Origin of the sequence: Paraburkholderia sp. HD33-4, from assembly GCF_021390635.1 — a bacterium.
In the GTDB taxonomy this organism is placed as follows: domain Bacteria; phylum Pseudomonadota; class Gammaproteobacteria; order Burkholderiales; family Burkholderiaceae; genus Paraburkholderia.
Genome location: NZ_JAJEJS010000001.1, coordinates 1,234,240 through 1,251,395, shown reverse-complemented (window position 1 = coordinate 1,251,395; position 17,156 = coordinate 1,234,240). Strand labels below are relative to the sequence as shown.

At 66.5% G+C, this 17,156-nt stretch carries 15 protein-coding genes and 1 tRNA gene; 7 read left to right on the top strand and 9 right to left on the bottom strand.

Annotated features, from left to right (window positions below):
• Positions 1–118: 118 nt before the first annotated feature.
• The 5 genes from L0U84_RS05580 to L0U84_RS05560 all read right to left on the bottom strand — a co-directional run bounded on the left by L0U84_RS05580 (position 119) and on the right by L0U84_RS05560 (position 5,891).
• The gene (locus L0U84_RS05580) at positions 119–472 is read right to left on the bottom strand and encodes a cupin domain-containing protein (protein ID WP_233848380.1); all 354 of its coding nucleotides are present in this window, start codon (positions 470–472) and stop codon (positions 119–121) included.
• A gap of 28 nt (positions 473–500) precedes the next feature.
• Positions 501–1,898, bottom strand: a complete 1,398-nt coding sequence (locus L0U84_RS05575; RefSeq protein WP_233848379.1) for an FAD-containing oxidoreductase — start codon at positions 1,896–1,898, stop codon at positions 501–503.
• A gap of 170 nt (positions 1,899–2,068) precedes the next feature.
• Entirely contained in the window at positions 2,069–2,257 is a 189-nt protein-coding gene (locus tag L0U84_RS05570) for a hypothetical protein (protein WP_233848378.1), read from the bottom strand.
• Positions 2,258–2,392: 135 nt separating this feature from the next.
• The gene (locus L0U84_RS05565; protein WP_233848371.1) at positions 2,393–4,708 is read right to left on the bottom strand and encodes a putative bifunctional diguanylate cyclase/phosphodiesterase; all 2,316 of its coding nucleotides are present in this window, start codon (positions 4,706–4,708) and stop codon (positions 2,393–2,395) included.
• Between the two features lie 277 nt (positions 4,709–4,985).
• The gene (locus L0U84_RS05560) at positions 4,986–5,891 is read right to left on the bottom strand and encodes an SH3 domain-containing protein (protein ID WP_233848370.1); all 906 of its coding nucleotides are present in this window, start codon (positions 5,889–5,891) and stop codon (positions 4,986–4,988) included.
• A gap of 302 nt (positions 5,892–6,193) precedes the next feature.
• Here L0U84_RS05560 and L0U84_RS05555 point away from each other — a divergent pair, with 302 nt between their 5' ends.
• Positions 6,194–6,817 (top strand): lysozyme inhibitor LprI family protein, encoded by a 624-nt coding sequence (locus L0U84_RS05555; protein WP_233848369.1) that lies wholly within the window; start codon positions 6,194–6,196, stop codon positions 6,815–6,817.
• An 82-nt stretch (positions 6,818–6,899) separates the two neighbouring features.
• Here the strand turns inward: L0U84_RS05555 and L0U84_RS05550 are convergent, their stop codons facing one another.
• Both L0U84_RS05550 and L0U84_RS05545 read right to left on the bottom strand, forming a co-directional pair.
• The gene (locus L0U84_RS05550; RefSeq protein WP_233848368.1) at positions 6,900–7,190 is read right to left on the bottom strand and encodes a helix-turn-helix domain-containing protein; all 291 of its coding nucleotides are present in this window, start codon (positions 7,188–7,190) and stop codon (positions 6,900–6,902) included.
• Positions 7,191–7,237: 47 nt separating this feature from the next.
• Positions 7,238–8,671 carry an aminotransferase-like domain-containing protein gene (locus L0U84_RS05545; RefSeq protein ID WP_233848367.1) on the bottom strand — a complete coding sequence of 478 codons (1,434 nt, stop codon included), beginning with the start codon at positions 8,669–8,671 and terminating at the stop codon, positions 7,238–7,240.
• 114 nt (positions 8,672–8,785) lie between these two features.
• Here L0U84_RS05545 and L0U84_RS05540 point away from each other — a divergent pair, with 114 nt between their 5' ends.
• On the top strand, positions 8,786–11,134 hold the full coding sequence (locus tag L0U84_RS05540; protein ID WP_233848366.1) for an FdhF/YdeP family oxidoreductase: 2,349 nt from the start codon (positions 8,786–8,788) through the stop codon (positions 11,132–11,134).
• A 41-nt stretch (positions 11,135–11,175) separates the two neighbouring features.
• On the opposite strand, the gene L0U84_RS05535 is transcribed toward L0U84_RS05540, so the two are convergent.
• Both L0U84_RS05535 and L0U84_RS05530 read right to left on the bottom strand, forming a co-directional pair.
• The gene (locus L0U84_RS05535; RefSeq protein ID WP_233848363.1) at positions 11,176–11,679 is read right to left on the bottom strand and encodes a M48 metallopeptidase family protein; all 504 of its coding nucleotides are present in this window, start codon (positions 11,677–11,679) and stop codon (positions 11,176–11,178) included.
• A 75-nt stretch (positions 11,680–11,754) separates the two neighbouring features.
• Positions 11,755–11,839, bottom strand: a tRNA-Leu gene (locus tag L0U84_RS05530).
• A 140-nt stretch (positions 11,840–11,979) separates the two neighbouring features.
• Here L0U84_RS05530 and L0U84_RS05525 point away from each other — a divergent pair.
• The 5 genes from L0U84_RS05525 to L0U84_RS05505 all read left to right on the top strand — a co-directional run bounded on the left by L0U84_RS05525 (position 11,980) and on the right by L0U84_RS05505 (position 17,123).
• Positions 11,980–13,074 (top strand): LacI family DNA-binding transcriptional regulator, encoded by a 1,095-nt coding sequence (locus L0U84_RS05525; protein ID WP_233848362.1) that lies wholly within the window; start codon positions 11,980–11,982, stop codon positions 13,072–13,074.
• Between the two features lie 212 nt (positions 13,075–13,286).
• Positions 13,287–14,291: an ABC transporter substrate-binding protein gene (locus L0U84_RS05520; RefSeq protein WP_233851949.1), complete on the top strand. Its 1,005-nt coding sequence runs from the start codon at positions 13,287–13,289 to the stop codon at positions 14,289–14,291.
• Complete coding sequence (locus L0U84_RS05515) at positions 14,288–15,112, top strand: ABC transporter permease (RefSeq protein WP_233848361.1); 825 nt, start codon at positions 14,288–14,290, stop codon at positions 15,110–15,112. The genes L0U84_RS05520 and L0U84_RS05515 overlap by 4 nt, the downstream gene beginning before the upstream one ends.
• A gap of 50 nt (positions 15,113–15,162) precedes the next feature.
• Positions 15,163–16,080: an ABC transporter permease gene (locus L0U84_RS05510; RefSeq protein WP_233848359.1), complete on the top strand. Its 918-nt coding sequence runs from the start codon at positions 15,163–15,165 to the stop codon at positions 16,078–16,080.
• Entirely contained in the window at positions 16,077–17,123 is a 1,047-nt protein-coding gene (locus tag L0U84_RS05505; protein ID WP_233848358.1) for an ABC transporter ATP-binding protein, read from the top strand. The genes L0U84_RS05510 and L0U84_RS05505 overlap by 4 nt, the downstream gene beginning before the upstream one ends.
• Positions 17,124–17,156 lie beyond the last annotated feature (33 nt).

Below are 17,156 nucleotides of genomic sequence, written 5' to 3'. Positions count from 1 at the left end.
AGCGCACAACCCGCCCGCGCCTTGCGCGCGGGCCGCGCCGCTGCCGATTATCGATGATGGTGTGAGGATTTGTCGATGCGCGGCAGCCGGCCGCGCGCATCGCTTTGTCCGCGTCGGCTCACGGGTAGTAGACGGCGAGCCATATGCTCGGCTCGGTACCGCTCGTCCATGCGACACGGTGGCGGCAATGGGCTTCGATCAGCACGTGATCGCCGGGCTCCATCGGATGCGGCTCGGGGTCGCCGTCGAATTCGAGCACTGCGGCGCCGCTGAGCAGCACGACCCATTCGGCGCGCGGGCTGTCGTACCAGAAGCCGCGCGGACTCGCCTGCCCGGTCGAGACGATCCGCTCGATCGTCACGCCGCCCTGCTCGACCAGTGCGTCGACCTGCTCATCGGACGTCGTCCCCAACTGCGCGACGGCGCCGAACAGGTTGCCGCCGCGACGCGCGGATTTGAGCGAGCTTGTCATCTGCGTGTCGCGCCAGCGTGATGGCAGTTCATTGCATCGGCTTGAGCCCGTCGAGCAGCGTCGGCACCAGCTCGCTGATGGTCGGATGCACGTGCATCGCGTATTGCAAAGTCGGATACGGCGCACCCGCGGTCATGATGTCGACGAACGTATGGATCGCCTCGTCGCCCTCGACGCCGTGAATCGCCGCGCCGAGTATCTGTTTGCTGTTCGCATCGACGAGCGCCTTCATGAAGCCGTCGGTTTCGCCACGCTCGCGCGCACGGCCCACGCGCGACATCGGCATCGTCGCGATCAGCGCTTCGCGGCCGCTCTTGCGGACCTCCTCCTCCGACATGCCGACGCGCGCGAGCGGCGGATCGACGAACACCGCGTACGTCATGATCCGCGTGTCGACGCTGCGCGCGCCGCCGTCGAGCAAGTTGGCCGCGACGATCTGGTAATCGTCCCAGGACGTATGCGTAAATGCGCCGCGGCCGTTCACGTCGCCGATCGCCCACACGCCCGGCACGCTGGTGCGCAACTGGCCGTCGACGATGATCGTGCCGTGCCGGTCGGTCTCGATGCCGGCGGCGTCGAGACCGAGGTCGTCGGTATTCGGCCTGCGACCGGTGGCCAACAGCAGGTGCGAGGCCTCCATGGCCGGGATGTTCTGCTCGAAACCGATGCACACGTCGTTCGCGCGATGCGGGTGCGGCTCGACACGGGTCGGCTGCACGCCGAAATGAAATTCGATGCCTTCGCGCGCGAGCACCTTCTGCACCGACTCCGCGAAATCGGCATCCTCGCGCGTCAGCACGCGCTCGCCGCGCACCAGCACGCTGACGCGGCTGCCGAAGCGGCGAAACACCTGCGCGAATTCGAGCGCGATATAACTGCCGCCGACGATCACCAGATGATCCGGCACCGCAGTCAGTTCGAGCAGCGTCGAGTTCGTGTAGTACGGAATCCGCTGGATGCCTTCGAGCGGCGGCACGACTGCGCGCGTCCCGGTGTTGATGAAGACTTCGAAGGCGCTGAGTTCGTCCAGCAGTTGGCCGTCGCGCCCGCTGATCGAGAGCGTACGCGCGCCGGTGAAGCGCGCGTGAGCGTTGAACACCGTGATGTTTTCCGTGCCGCGCAGCCATTTTTCGACGCCGCTGCGCGACTCTCCGATGATCCGGTCCTTGCGAGCCTTCACGGCTGCCATATCGACGCTGACCGAACCGACCTGCACACCGAGGTCCGCCGCGTGGCGCGCCACGTGCGCCGCGCGGGCGCTCGCCACATAAGATTTGGTCGGCGTGCAGCCAACGTTCACGCAGGTGCCGCCGAAGTCCGCCCGTTCGATCACCGCCGTGCGGCGTCCGCTTTGAGCGAGGCGCACGGCGAGCGGCGAACCGCCTTGTCCCGTACCGATCACGACTGCGTCGAAGTGCTGTGGCATGGCGACTCTCCCAAGGCTGGGTGCAGGTCGTAGCATCTTACGCCTCGTGCCACGTGCCGCGATGCCATGTCTGATTGTGCGGGCGCTTTGGCGACGGCCCGTCTGGCCAGACGCCGCGTGCGAGGCGGCGCCAATCAGCTTGAATTACTGCCTTTCCTCCGCGGGATTTCTCAGGCGTGGCAATGAACCGCGCAAATCAACTCGCGCGAACGTTGCAATGCGGCTTGCGCGCCGCGCGCCGCGAACACCCAGCCGACCTGGCCGAGATTGAAGTCCTGCGACACCATTACCTGCATCAGCGCGACCATCGGCAATAAGACTGCTGGGCGGTAAAACTGGTTTCTGATCAACTCCGACATGACGACCCCCATCGCGGGGCGCCGCTTCGGCACCACGCACCAATAACGTTTCGATGGGGGAATTCTAGGGAATGCGTCGCCGCCGATAAATAGCGGCAACGCGAAGTCACTTGTTCGGCATTCTGAACAATCGCATCAGGAAGCCTTCGCCATGCCGATCATCTGCGCGTCGTACAGCGTGCGCGCGTAGGCGCTCGCCCCGACCGGCCGGCTGTACAGATAGCCCTGCTGCTTGTCGCAATCGATCGCGCGCAGAAACGCCGCCTGCGCGGCGGTCTCGACGCCCTCGGCGGTGACGTTCATGCCGAGCGAGTGCGCCATCGCGACGACCGCCTGGGTGATCGCGATCGAGTCGCGATGATCCGGCAGTCCCGCGACGAACGACCGGTCGATCTTCAGGTTATGCAGTGGAAAGCGCTTCAGATACGACAGCGACGAGTAACCGGTGCCGAAATCGTCGACCGAGACGCGCACGCCCATCTCGTTCAGCGCGCTCAGCATCGGCAGCACGGTGTCGCTGTCGCTCATCAGCAGCCGCTCGGTGATCTCGAGTTCGAGCGCGGCCGGTTCGAGCCCGGATTGCGCAAGACACCGTTCGATGCGCTCGAGCAGCCCGTCGTTGAACTGCCGCGGCGACAGGTTCACCGCGACGATCAGATGCGGCGCCAACGTGCGCCGCCACTGCGCGACCTGCTCGCAGGCGTGTTCCAGCACCCAGTCGCCGATCTCGACGATCAGCCCGGCGTCCTCGGCGACCGGAATGAATTCGCCCGGCGAGACGTTGCCCAGTTCGCCGTTGTACCAGCGCAGCAGCGCTTCCGCGCCGATCGTGCGACCGCTCTGGCTGTCGACGATCGGCTGGTACACGAGGCTCAGCTCGTTGCCCGCGAGCGCGCGCCGCAGCGACTGCTCGATCGTGAAGCGCCGCTGCAGATGCTGGTTCAGCTCGGCGGTGAAGAACTGGAAGTTGTTACGGCCGCGCTGCTTCGCGTGATACATCGCCGAGTCGGCGTTGCGCATCAGCGTCGCGACGTCCTGGCCGTCTTCCGGAAACAGGCTGATGCCGATCGACGCGCCCAGGTAGTACTCGTTGCCCGCCACCGCGAACGGCACCGCGATCATGTCGAGAATGCGGTGCGCGAGGCCGATCAGCTCGCCGGTATTGCCATACGCGCTGGCGACGATCACGAACTCGTCGCCGCCGACGCGCGCGAGCGTGTCGCCGCGCCCGACGCAGGCCGACAGCCGCTCGGCGACGCTGCACAGCAACGCGTCGCCGGCTTCGTGACCGGCCGTATCGTTGACCTTCTTGAAGCCGTCGAGATCGACGAACAGCACGGCGACGCTGGCGAGCTCGCCGTCACGGTCGCCGGCGGCGCGCGGCGCGAACAGGTCGCGCATCCGCTCGGTCAGATAGGCGCGGTTGTACAGGCCCGTCAGCGAATCGCGGGTGGCGAGATACTTCAGCTGGCGCTGCGCCTCGCGCACCGGCCCGATGTCGGAAAACGAAATCAGCACGGAGTCCGGCTCGCTGTCGCCGGGCCGCAGGATCGGCACGACGTTTTCCGTGATCCACACGACTTCGCCGCTCATCAACTCGAGGCCGATCGTCACGCCGAGCATCGGTTTGCCGGTCGCAAAGACCTGGGTGACCGGACGGTTGGCGTCGCCGATCACCGAGCCGTCCTCGCCGAACGCGCGTGTCATCACGCTGCGCATGCTGCGGCCGACGACCTGCGGGCTCACGTGCAGCATGCGCTGCGCACTGGGATTGCAGGCGAGCACGATGCCGCTGCGCGACTGCACGACGATGCCCTCGCTCAGATGATCGACGACCAGCCGGTGCCGCTCCTCGCTATGCGCGAGGCGCTGCGCCATCTCGTCCTGATGGACCGCGAGGCCGACGCTGCTGCCGATGTCGCGCAGCATCGCCTCTTCCTCGGGGGTCGGACGGCGAGTGGTCCGGTAGTAGACGGCAAATGCGCCGAGCACGATGCCGGCGTCGTTTTCGAAGGGCACGGACCAGCATGCGCGCAAGCCGTGCGGCAACGCGAGGTCACGGAAGTTTTCCCAGAGCGGATCGGATTCGATGTCGTCGACGATCACCAGACGGCGCTCGAACATCGCCGTGCCGCACGAGCCGACGCGTGGACCGATCGCGGCACCTTCGATCGCCGCGCTGAACGCGGGCGGCAGCGACGGCGCGCCGCCGACGCGCACGTGCACGCCGTCGGGGTCGAGCAGCAGGATCGAGCAGCACGCGCCGTCGCCGAGCAGCGCCTCGGCGCGCCGGCAGACTTCATCGAGCAACTCGGGTAGCGGCGTATTGCGGGTGATCAGCCGCAACACGCTGCGCTCGGATGCGAGTACTTCCTCGGCCCGTTCCGGCCCATAGCGGGCGCCCTCCGGCGCGGCTGTCGTCGTGCCACGTGATGTCGCTTCGCAAATCATAGTTGCGCCCCCCAACCCAACATCGGCAAGTTAGTGTACGCGGCACACCGGGGTTTACGCTAAGCCCAGCGCGAAAATCTGCAATGGATCGCGTGCGGATGGTTGCTGGTGTGGCGTGCAAGCATCGGCTGACGCGAATACGACGGGCGACGGCGCTTCTGGCGCCGTCGGGTCGCGGCCAGAGCTCCGCGGCGGCTCGACCCCGGGCCCGCCGCTGCGGCACGCTGCGACGCCCCGTTGGCTTCATTGTCTTCAGCGCGGCGGCGGCGTCAATGCCTCAATTGTTGCCGCCGCCTCCGGGCGGACGTGTGCCGCCACCGCCACCGCCTTGGGGTCCGCCCTGCTGACCGCCTGGGGGACGATTGCCGCCACCCTGCTGGCCCCCGCCCGGCGGGCGATTACCGCCACCTTGCTGGCCGCCACCCGGCGGACGATTACCGCCACCTTGCTGGCCACCGCCCGGCGGGCGATTACCGCCACCTTGCTGGCCACCGCCCGGCGGACGATTGCCTGCGCCGCCTTGCGGTCCGCCGCCCGGTGGTCGGCCGCCTCCACCGCCCTGCTCTGCGCCGGGAGGACGGCCGCCGGCGTTGCCCGGTGGTCGGCCACCGTCGTTACCCGAAGGCCTTCCGCCCGCATTGCCCGGCGGCGGACCACCTGGCGGCCTCCCGCCCGCATTGCCCGGCGACGGCCCGCCCGGCGGACGCCCGCCGACATGCCCCGGCAACGGCCGCCAGTTCGGCGGCGGATGCCCGGCGCCCGGTCGCGGCGGCGGAGGTGGCGCATGACGCGACCAGCGTGATCGCTGGCCGTACCACGGCTGGCCGCGGTAATAGTTGCCCCAGTAATCGTTGATCGAGAACGCGAGGATCGGCAGGCCGAGCGCGGCGCCGTAGTTCAGCGGCATGCTGTAGCCCTGGTACGGCGAACTGAGCCGTGATGCATATACCCAGCCGCGCAGATTCGGCGTGGCGACGTCGCACCACTGGTAGTTGCTGAGGCACCCCATCACCGTCACCGGAACGCCGCCCGGTAGCTGCGCGACGATCGGGTAATCGGACGCCGGGCCTGCGCGCACGTTGGTCCCGCTGTTCGTATAGGCCTGCGACTGCGCGCTGGCCACACCGGGCACGGTCAGCAGGCCCACTGCCATGCAAAGACCGATCACGAGTTGTTTTTGCATCCGTTCTCCGTGGTTCGACGGCCGCTTTTGACCACGCCGGCCTAGGTGCCCGCTTCCACTATATCGACGTTGCGCCCACTTCATGACACGCGAACGTGTACGAGCGCCGACCCCAGCCTTCGTACCGCGGCAGCACCGCGCTCGCGCCCGCCGTGCTCATGCACGGCACATGCCAGCCGGCGGGCCGCGCGGCAACATCTGGTAACGACCCGTCCGAACTCCCGCGTTGTTCGAACGTCCACTAGGCGCGCGACCGGTCGATCATCGGCGGCATGATCAATCGATGCATCGCCGGGACTCTGATGACCCTCTTCCGCCCACTCCTGATCGCCGGGCTGCTGCTCGCGCATCCGTATGCCAACGCCACCAGCTTCGACTGCCAGCGCGGCCGCTCGCCCACCGAGCGCATGATTTGCGGCGACTCCGCGCTGTCGACGCTCGACGACACGTTGGGCCAACTCTACTGGAAAGCACGTCGACGAGTCGCCCAGCGCCGCGCGTTCATCGACGACAGCGACAGCAAGTGGGCCTGGCGCGAAGCGAACTGCCGCGACGCGGCGTGTTTGCGGACGTGGTATGCGACGCGCATCGACGAATTGCAGCGGCTGCTGGCGAGCCTGTCGAGCGGCGCGCGGCACGCGGTGTCCGTGGATGTGGATGGGCCAGCGCCCTCGGACCCGTCTACCCTGCAATGCACGGCCGCGAAGCCCGGTCTCGTCGTGAACGATCAGTGTGCAAGCGTGATCGGGCAGTCCGGCAAGCAGTGGAAGTATCAGCCGCGCGATGCCGACTGGTTCTGCGGCGTGGCCACGCTAGAGGCGCCGGACATTGCGCCATCGCACTCCCAATCGGCGACGGCGAGCGTGGCGCCGGCGCCGCTGCCGACGCAGTGGCAACCGCAGGTGCAGGCGAGCGCCGGGCAATGAAGCGGCGCCACACGCCGCCAACGCCGTCAGCCATCGCGCGCACCCGGTGAATGGCGCGCCGCTGGCAGTTGCGCCGGAAAGCTCAGTCGGCGGCGGACGGCTCGCTGCCCGCGTCCTTGTCGAACAGGTCCGCGCAAAGCTGAGCGCCAATTTCGCTCAGTGACGCGGCTCCGCTGCCATCGTCGTGGAAAGTCGTGTCGACGAGACCGCCCCCCGCGAGCGCCGTCAAGTGCCGCCGCAAGCTACTCATCGGCACGCCCGCCTGCTTCGACAGCTTCGCGAGCGACCACGCGCGCTGGGGCGTTTCGCGATGCGCGCGCCAAAGCTGCGCGAGTATCGCGACGAGTTGCGGGTCGACTTCGTCGTCGTTCATGCGGGTCTCCTTGTTGTGATGTGTAGTTTGCATCACCGCGGTACCGTTCATGCCATCGCCGTAGCCAGCTCACCGAGCGTCTTCAATGCCGCCTCGGCTTGCGCGGTCCACGGGTAGCTGTAGTTGAGCCGGATGAAGTGCCGAAAATCGTTGCGCGTCGAAAACATCATCCCCGGTCCGACCGTGATCCCACGTTCGAGAGCCAACTGATAAAGCCGCATCGAGTCGATCGCAACGGGCAGCTCGACCCACAGCACGTAGCCGCCCCGCGGCGTCGACACGCGCGTGCCGACCGGGAAAAAGCGCAGCACCAGCGCGCTCATGATGCTTGCCTGCTGCCGGTAGACGCGGCGCAGGTGCCGCAGATGCCGGTCGTAGCCATCCTGACGCAGATAATCGGCGACCGCGACCTGCGGCACCGACGGCGTCGTCAGCGTATTCAGGAACTTGAGCTTCTCGACCTGCGCGCGATAACGCCCCGGCAGTGCCCAGCCGATCCGGTACGACGCCGTCAGGCTTTTCGAAAACGACGCACAGTGCAGCACGAGCCCTTTGGTGTCGAAAGTCTTCAGCGTCGACGGCCGCGCGTCGCCGAAATAGAGCTCCTGGTAGACGTCGTTCTCGATCGCCGGAATCTCGTGCGCGGCCAGCAGTTCGACCAGTTGCCGCTTGCGCTCGTCCGACATGCAAAAACCGAGCGGATTCTGGAAATTCGGCATCACCATGCATGCGGCGATCTTTTGCCGCGCGATCACTTTCGCGAGCGCGTCGATGTCGATGCCATCGACCGGATGCGTCGCCACCTCGATCGCGCGCATGCCGAGGCGCTCGATCGCGTGCAGCATCGCGTAGTAGGTCGGCGATTCGACCGCGACGGTATCGCCCGGCTTCGCGACCGCCTGCAGGCTCAGATTGATCGCCTCGGTCGCACCGAGCGTGATCACGATTTCGCCCGGATCGACCGGCAGACCGTTTTCCGCGTAGCGCCGCGCGATCTGCCGGATCAGCTCGGGATTGCCCGGCGGCAGATCGTCGATCAGATTCCAGCTCGCGTGCCGCCGCGCGATCGCGTTGGCGTACTGGTTGATGCGCCGCCACGGGAACAGCGACGGATCGGGATACGGCGAGCCGAACGGCACGGCGTCGTGCGCGCGGATGCTGCGCAGCGTCGACAGCACGAGCCGGCTGACGTCGACCGTGGCGGGCACCGGAGGGGGCGCGGACTTGCGGCCCGCGCGTGGCGCGGCGGGCGCCGGCGCGAGCGCCCGCGCGGCCGCATCGCGCACGAAATAGCCGGACTGCGGCCGGCTCTCGACGATGCCGCGGCTCTCCAGCAGCGCATACGCGTGCAGCACGGTCTTGATGCTGACGCCGTGCTGCTGGCTCGCCTGACGCACCGACACGATCCGTTCGCCGGCTGCGAATACGCCGCGTCGCACGGCTTCGGTGATTTCGTCGGCGAGTTTCTCGTAGAGCTTCATCGCGCAACTGTACTCCTATTCTTTCCGTTTTTCTGTATCCGACGTGCCATGTGGAACACAGTACGCTGTGGGCATTGGTCTGCAAAGCCTGTCGAATCCGTCCATCGCCACGTCATGAAGAAGAACGAAGCACGCACCGAATCCATTCCTGAAGCCCGCATCGAGCCGTACAAGCACCCGGCTGCCGGGTGGGGCGCGCTGAAGTACGTCGCCATCAATCTGATCAAGGAAAAGGTCGCGGGCGGCAACTACCGCACGCTGCTCAAGCAGAACCAGCCCGACGGCTTCGACTGCCCCGGCTGCGCGTGGCCGGATCGCGAGCACGCATCGACCTTCGAGTTCTGCGAAAACGGCGTGAAGGCGGTGGCCGCCGAAGCTACGGCCAAGCGCGCGACGCCCGTGTTGTTCGAGCGGCACAGCGTCGCCGAGTTGATGACGCAATCGGACTTCGAGCTCGAACAGCACGGCCGCCTGACCGATCCGCTCGTCTACGACGCCGCGCGCGATCGCTATGTGCCGATCGGCTGGGACGACGCGTTCGCGCTGATCGCTAGCCATCTGAAGCGCCTCGACGATCCGGACCGCGCCGCGTTCTATACGTCGGGTCGCGCGAGCAACGAAGCCGCGTTCCTGTACCAGCTGTTCGTGCGCATGTACGGCACCAACAATTTTCCCGATTGCTCGAACATGTGCCACGAGGCGACCAGCCGTGGCCTGCCGCACACGGTCGGCATCGGCAAGGGCACGGTCACGCTCGACGACTTCGAACACGCGGACACGCTGCTGATCTTCGGCCAGAACCCGGCCACCAACCATCCGCGCATGCTCGGCGAGCTGCGCGAATGCGCGAAGCGCGGCGCCACGATCGTGTCGATCAATCCGCTGAAGGAACGCGGCCTCGAACGCTTCGCGAGTCCGCAGCATCCGGTCGAAATGCTGACGATGGGCAGCACGAAAATCAGCTCGGTGTTCATCCGTCCGAAGGTCGGCGGCGATTTCGCGCTGCTCAAGGGCGTCGCCAAACGCGTGCTCGAACTCGACGACGAAGCGCTCGCGTCGGGCCTCACGCGGGTGCTCGACGTCGACTTCATCGCCGCGCACACGGCCGGCTTCGCTGCGTTCGCCGACGATCTGCGCGCCGAGCGATGGGACACGATCGTCGCCGAAGCGGGCGTGCCGCTCGACGAGGTGCTGAAGCTCGCCGATATCTACGTGAAGGGTCGCGCGGTAATTTCGACGTGGGGCATGGGTCTCACGCAGCACAAGAATTCGGTCGCGACGGTGCAACTGCTGTCGAACCTGATGATGATGCGCGGCAATATCGGCCGGCGCGGCGCGGGGCTGTGCCCGGTGCGCGGCCACTCGAACGTGCAGGGCGACCGCACGGTGGGTATCGAGGAGAAGCCGACCGACGCGTTTCTCGACAAACTCGGCGCAGCCTACGATTTCGAGCCGCCGCGCGAGCACGGGCTCGATGTCGTCAACACGATTCAGGCGATGCTCGATGGCAAGGTCAAAGTGTTCATCGGCCTGGGCGGCAATTTCTCGATCGCGACGCCGGACACGCCGCGCACGTGGGACGCGATGCGCGCGTGCGATCTGACCGTGCACGTGACGACGAAGCTCAATCGCAGCCACCTCGTGCATGGCCGGGACGCGCTGATCCTGCCGACGCTCGGGCGCACCGAGATCGACCTTCAGAACGGCGTCGCGCAAGGCGTCAGCGTCGAGGATTCGATGAGCATGGTGCACATGTCGTACGGGATGAACAAGCCGGCATCGGACAATCTGCTGTCCGAAGTGGCGATCGTCGCGCGCATGGCGCATGCGACTTTGGGTAGCGGCAAGGTGGACTGGCTCGCGCATGCGGCCGACTACGCGTTGATTCGCGACGGCATCGCGAAGGTGATCGACGGCTTCGACGACTACAACGAGCGCCTGAAGAAACCCGGCGGTTTCCACCTCGGCGTCGCCTCGCGCGATCGCATCTGGAAAACGCCGAGCGGCAAGGCGCAGTTCATCGCGCACGCGATCGCGCTCGACACGCCGATTCATCAGGCCAGGAAGCTTCACGGCGAACGCCTGATGACGCTGATGACCACCCGCTCACATGATCAGTACAACACGACGATTTACGGTCTCGACGATCGCTACCGCGGCGTGTACGGCCAGCGGCGCGTGCTGTTCGCCAACAGGGACGATCTCGCGATGCTCGGATTTGCGGCCGGTCAGCGTGTGGATATCACCAGCGTGTGGGCCGATGCCGTCGAGCGACGCGTGGACGGCTTTCTGCTCGTCGAGTACGACATTCCGCGCGGCTGCCTCGGTGCTTACTACCCGGAGACGAATCCGCTGGTGCCGCTCTCCTCGGTCGCGGATGGCGCGGGTACGCCGACCTCGAAGTCGATTCCGGTGTTGTTGACGGCGTCGGTCACGGAGAATGCCGCGGAACTGGCGGCCTGATGAAGTCAGTTTTGTTTACCGCGCCTGTCGCGCGGCGTATCTCACACGGTCTTCTTCGCCAGATCGCGATGCGTCAGATATAGACGCAGATCGAATTCGATCTGGTGGTACCCCGGCTGCATGAACTCGCACAGACGATAAAACGCCTTGTTGTGATCGCTCTCTTTCAGATGGGCGAGTTCGTGCACGACGATCATCTTCAGAAACTCCGGCGCCGCGGCCTTGAATAGCGACGCGATGCGGATTTCCTTCTTCGCCTTCAGCTTGCCGCCCTGCACGCGCGAAATGCTCGTGTGCAGGCCGAGCGCGTGACGCATCACGTCGAGCTTGCTGTCGTAAGTGACCTTGTCGATCTGCTCGGCGTTGCGCAGGTGTTCGCGTTTGAGGTCCGCGCAGTAGTCATACAGCGCGCGGTCGGTTTGCACCTCGTGCGTGTTCGGGTACTTCTGCGCCAGATAGGAGCCGAGCTGATCGGCGTCGATCAGCGTTCTCACCTTGTCTAGCAGAGGTGCGGGATAGCCGGTCAGGTATTTGAGGGGGGACATGATCTTCGCATTCTGGCGTCCCGGAGAGTTTCGCCGCAACCAGCGCCAGAACAATAAACGTGGCGGGGAAACACCTGGTGCCGGGGATCGGACTCGAACCGACAAGCCGTGAGGCGGCGGATTTTAAGTCCGCTATGTTTACCAATTTCATCACCCCGGCAGGGGTCGCAATCGCGCGTGGTCGCGAATTCTACCATCGCTCACGGGAGCTCCCAAGAACGCCCGCCCCGCATTCATCCCCAAGTCACAAAGCTTGCCGATAATCCGCTCACGAAAACGATTACAGCGGACCGCAAACCGATGACGCCGACTATCAAGGATGTCGCCGCCCACGCGGGCTTTTCCATCGCCACGGTATCGCGCGCGATCAACGCGCCGCACACCGTGAACCCCATCACGCTCGACAAGGTACGTCAGTCGATCGACGCGCTGAACTTCCGCCCGAGCCCGCTCGGCCGGCAATTGCGCGGCGAGCGCACGCGCCTGATCGGCGTCGTTCTGCCGACGCTCGCGAACCCGGTGTTCGCCGAATGCCTGCAAGGCATCGACGATCTCGCGTCGGCGCAAGGCTATCGGCTGATGCTGATGACCACGCAGTACGACGTGGACCGCGAGCGTCACGCAATCGAAACGCTGCGCGAGCATCGCGTCGAAGGGCTGATCCTGACCGTCGCCGATGCCGACACCCATCCGCTGCTCGACGAACTCGACCGCGACGGCCTGCTCTACGTGCTGATGCACAACGACACAGTGCGCCGCCCGTCGGTGTCGGTCGACAATCGCCTCGCCGCCTACGACGGCGTGCGCCGGCTCATCGCCCACGGCCATCGCCGCATCCTGATGCTGGCCGGCTCGTTCGCCGCGTCGGATCGCGCGCGTCAACGGCATCTCGGCTACGCGCAGGCGATGCAGCAGGCCGGACTCACGGCCGCGCCGGCGCTCGAAGTCGATTTCAACGCCGACGAACTGGCGCCGTCCGTGCTCGCGCACCTGACGCACGGCGCAAACCGTCCGACCGCTCTCTTCTGCAGCAACGATCTGCTCGCGATGGTCGTGATGCGCGGCTTGCGCCGCGCGCGTCTGAAGATTCCGCAGGACATGTCGATTCTCGGCTTCGACGGCCTCGCCATGGGCGAACTGCTATCGCCGGCGCTCGCGAGCATCTGCGCGCCGAATCGCGAGATCGGCTGCGCGGCGTGGCAGCGTCTGCTCGCCCGCATCGGCGGCACGCGCGACGAGCGCGCATTCCCCGCCACCTCGCTCGCGTTGAGCTTGCCGCACAGCGTGCGCGAAGGCGCGACGATCGCGGCGCTCGGGTCGCGGACGGATCCCGACGAAGCGTGCCTCACCCATGAGCCGAGCGCCGCGGCAGCCACTCAAAAGCCGTTCGCATAAGAAGTGCAGGAAGGCTTGGGCATCGGTACGCCCAGCTGTCATAAAAAGCTCCCGCAACACATCCGACCGCAACCACGTTATGGGCTCGGAGTCGGTGCCAATGCACCGACTCCGATCGACACAGGAGATCCGCAGTGACCCGCTCACCCTCACGCTTCGCGTCCTCGCTCAAACCGCTCTGGCGGAAACTGTCGCGAGCCGCCGCGACCGCACTGCCGGCGAGCCTGCTCGTCGCGGGCGCGGCGCTCGTTACGCTCGCGCCGCAAGCCGCGCGCGCCGACGAAACCGCGATCTGCTACAACTGCCCGCCCGAATGGGCCGACTGGGCCAGCCAGATCAAGGCGATCCAGCAAAAGACCGGCATTCGCGTGCCGTTCGACAACAAGAACTCGGGCCAATCGATCGCACAGCTGATGGCCGAGCAGAAAAGCCCGGTCGCCGACGTCGTCTATCTCGGCGTGTCGTCGGCCTTCCAGGCGAAGGACAAGGGCGTGATCCAGCCGTACAAGCCCGCGCACTGGGACGACATTCCCGCCGGCCTGAAGGACCCGCAAGGCTACTGGTTCACGATCCACTCGGGCACGCTCGGCTTCTTCGTCAACAAGGACGCGCTCGAAGGCCGGCCAGTGCCGCGCTCGTGGGCCGACCTGCTGAAGCCCGAATACAAAGGCATGATCGGCTACCTCGATCCGTCGAGCGCGTTCGTCGGCTATGCGGGCGCGGTCGCGGTCAACCAGGCGCTCGGCGGCACGCTCGACAACTTCGAGCCGGGCCTCGACTGGTTCAGGAAGCTGAAGGCCAACGCGCCGATCGTGCCGAAGCAGACCGCGTACGCGCGCGTGCTGTCCGGCGAAATTCCGATCCTGCTCGACTACGACTTCGACGCGTATCGCGCGAAGTACAAGGATCACGCGAACGTCGAGTTCGTGATTCCGAAGGAAGGCACGATTTCGGTGCCGTACGTGATGAGCCTCGTGAAGGGCGCGCCGCACGAAGCGAACGGCAAGAAGGTGCTCGATTTCGTGCTGTCCGACGAAGGCCAGAAGCTGTGGGCGCAGGCGTATCTGCGACCGGTGCGCGCGAGCGCGATGAGCGCCGGGACCGCCGCCCAGTTCCTGCCCGCGAGCGAATACGCGCGTGCGAAACCGGTCGACTTCGCGAAGATGGCCGACAAGCAGTCGAGTTTCGGCGAGCGCTATCTGCAGGTGATGCATTGAACGACGTCACGTTCCCGCTGCGCTGGCGCATCGCGTTGCTCGCGCCCGCGCTCGCGGTATTCATCGCGTTCTGGCTGCTGCCGATGGGCGCGCTCGCGCAGCTCTCCGGCGGCGGTCATGCGTTCGCGACCTATCGCGCGATGCTGACGAATCCGCGCTATATGTCGAGCCTCGGCGCGACCGTCGTGCTGTCGGCGGCAGTCACGGCGGCCACGCTGGTGCTGTCGGTGATCGCGGGGCTGCTGCTCGCGCGCCGCGAGTTCGCGGGCAAGCGCACGCTGCTCGCGCTGCTGACGTTTCCGCTGGCGTTTCCGGGCGTCGTCGTGGGCTTCATGGTCATCATGCTCGCCGGACGCCAGGGACTGATCGGCGCGCTGTCGCTGAAACTCGCAGGCGATCGCTGGGTATTCGCGTATTCGATGAGCGGCCTGTTTCTCGGCTATCTGTACTTCTCGATTCCGCGCGTGATCGTCACCGTGATGGCATCGGCGAGCAAGCTCGATGCGTCGCTCGAAGAGGCCGCGCGCTCGCTCGGCGCATCGCCGTGGCGCATCATGCGCGACATCGTGCTGCCGGCGCTGTCGCCTGGACTGATCGCGGCGGGCGCCGTGTGCTTCGCGACCGCGATGGGCGCCTTCGGCACGGCCTTCACGCTCGCCACCGACATCGACGTGCTGCCGATGACCATCTATACCGAGTTCACGCTGAACGCGAACATGGTGACGGCCGCGGGCCTGTCGATCGTGCTCGGCATCGTCACGTGGGCGGTGCTCGCGATCGCGCGCAGCGCGAGCGGCTCGGGCGTGGCGGCGAGCGCATGAACGGCGCTTCGCCTGAACCCGGCGTGCGCGAACAGACCGACGACCTATCCATGAACTCAGTCACGGCTTCCTCGCCCTCCTCGCCATCGCAGCCGGCAGCGGGACCGCGCGCGCGACGCGCGTGGCCTTCCACGCGAACGTGGCTCGCCGCGGGTCAATGGCTCGTCACACTGCTACTGTGCGCGTTCCTGATCGTACCGGTCGTCATGTCGATCGTCGCGGGGCTGACGGTCAACTACTTCAAGGGCGTGTCGAGCGGACTCACATTGCGCTGGCTCGTCGAAGTGTGGACCCAGTATCACGCCTCGGTGTGGCTGTCGCTCGAAGTGGCCGCGGCGACGCTCGTCGTCACGCTCCTGACCGGCGTGCCCGCGGGCTACGTGCTCGCGCGCAGCAAGACGCGCTTCGCACGCATCGTCGAGGAGTTCCTGGTGCTGCCGATCGCGCTGCCGGGCCTCGCCTCGGCGCTCGCGCTGCTGGTGATCTACGGCGGCTTCACCGCGTTTCGGATGAGCGCGGCGTTCATCGTCGTCGGACATGTGGTGTTCACGCTGCCGTTCATGGTGCGCGCGGTCGCCGCGGTCTGCGCGAGCAGCGATCTGCGCACGCTCGAAGAAGGCGCGGCGAGCCTCGGCGCGGGCTTCTTCACGCGCTTCGTGACGATCGTGCTGCCGAACGCGCGGCCCGGCATCGTCGCGGGCGCGCTCGCGGTGCTGACGCTGTCGATCGGCGAATTCAACCTGACGTGGATGCTGCACACGCCCGACACGAAGACGCTGCCGGTCGGCCTCGCCGATACCTACGCGTCGATGCGCATCGAGATCGGCAGCGCCTACACGATCCTGTTTTTCATCATGACGATGCCGCTGCTCGTCGCGATGCAATGGCTCGGCGTCGATGCGACCGGCCAGCGCAGCGCGTCGAAGCAGCGCGCCGTTTCTTCCGCGAAGCCCACCGACACGCCATGAAACTGACCTCGGTTCCCATCACGCTCACGCAGTGCGCCAAAACGTTTCGCGGCACGCGCGTGCTCGAACCGCTCGACCTGTCGATCGGAGCGGGCGAGACCCTCGTGCTGCTCGGACCGTCGGGCTGCGGCAAGACGACGACGCTGCGCCTGATCGCCGGGCTCGAAAGCCCCGACACGGGCGGCCGCATCGCATTCGGCGACGACGATGTGACGACGTTGCCGATCGAAAAACGCGCGGTCGGCATGGTGTTTCAAAGCTACGCGCTGTTCCCGAATCTGACCGTGCGCGGCAACATCGGCTACGGTTTGAAGATCAAACGCGTGCCGGCCGCAGCCGCGCGTCAACGCGTCGACGAACTGCTCGGCATGATGCGGCTCACCGCGCACGCGGACAAACCGATCGATCAGCTTTCCGGCGGCCAGCGTCAGCGTGTGGCACTTGCTCGCGCGCTCGCGGTACAGCCGCGCGTGCTGCTGCTCGACGAACCGCTGACCGCGCTCGACGCGCGTCTGCGCGACGCATTGCGCACCGAGATGAACGCGCTGTTGCGCGAGCTCGGCATCACCACCGTCTACGTGACGCACGATCAGGCCGAAGCGATGGAGCTCGGCGATCGGATCGTCGTGATGAGCGCGGGACGCATCGAGCAGATCGGCTCGCCGCGCGACATCTACTATCGTCCGGCCAATCGCACGGTCGCGCAGTTCGTCGGCACGATCAACCGCGTCGCGGGCGAGCCGCGCGACGGCATGCTGACGACGACCGGCGGCGCCGTGCCCTTACCCGCGCATGGGCCGAATGCGCACGGCGCGCATGAAATCTTCTTTCGCCCCGAGGACGCCCGGCTCACCGACCCCGCGCTCGCGCAGCTGCGCGGTCAGATCGAAAGCACCGCGTTCCTCGGCGAACGAACGCGTCTGACGATTGGCGGCGCCGCGCCCGAGCCGCTCGTCGTCGATGTCGCGGGCCGTATCGAGCTTGCGCGCGGCACGCCGGTCGGCATCTCGATCGAGCCGGACGCACTGATTGCGCTATCGTAGGTAAAAGCGGCGCCACAGCCCGGCGCTCAACAC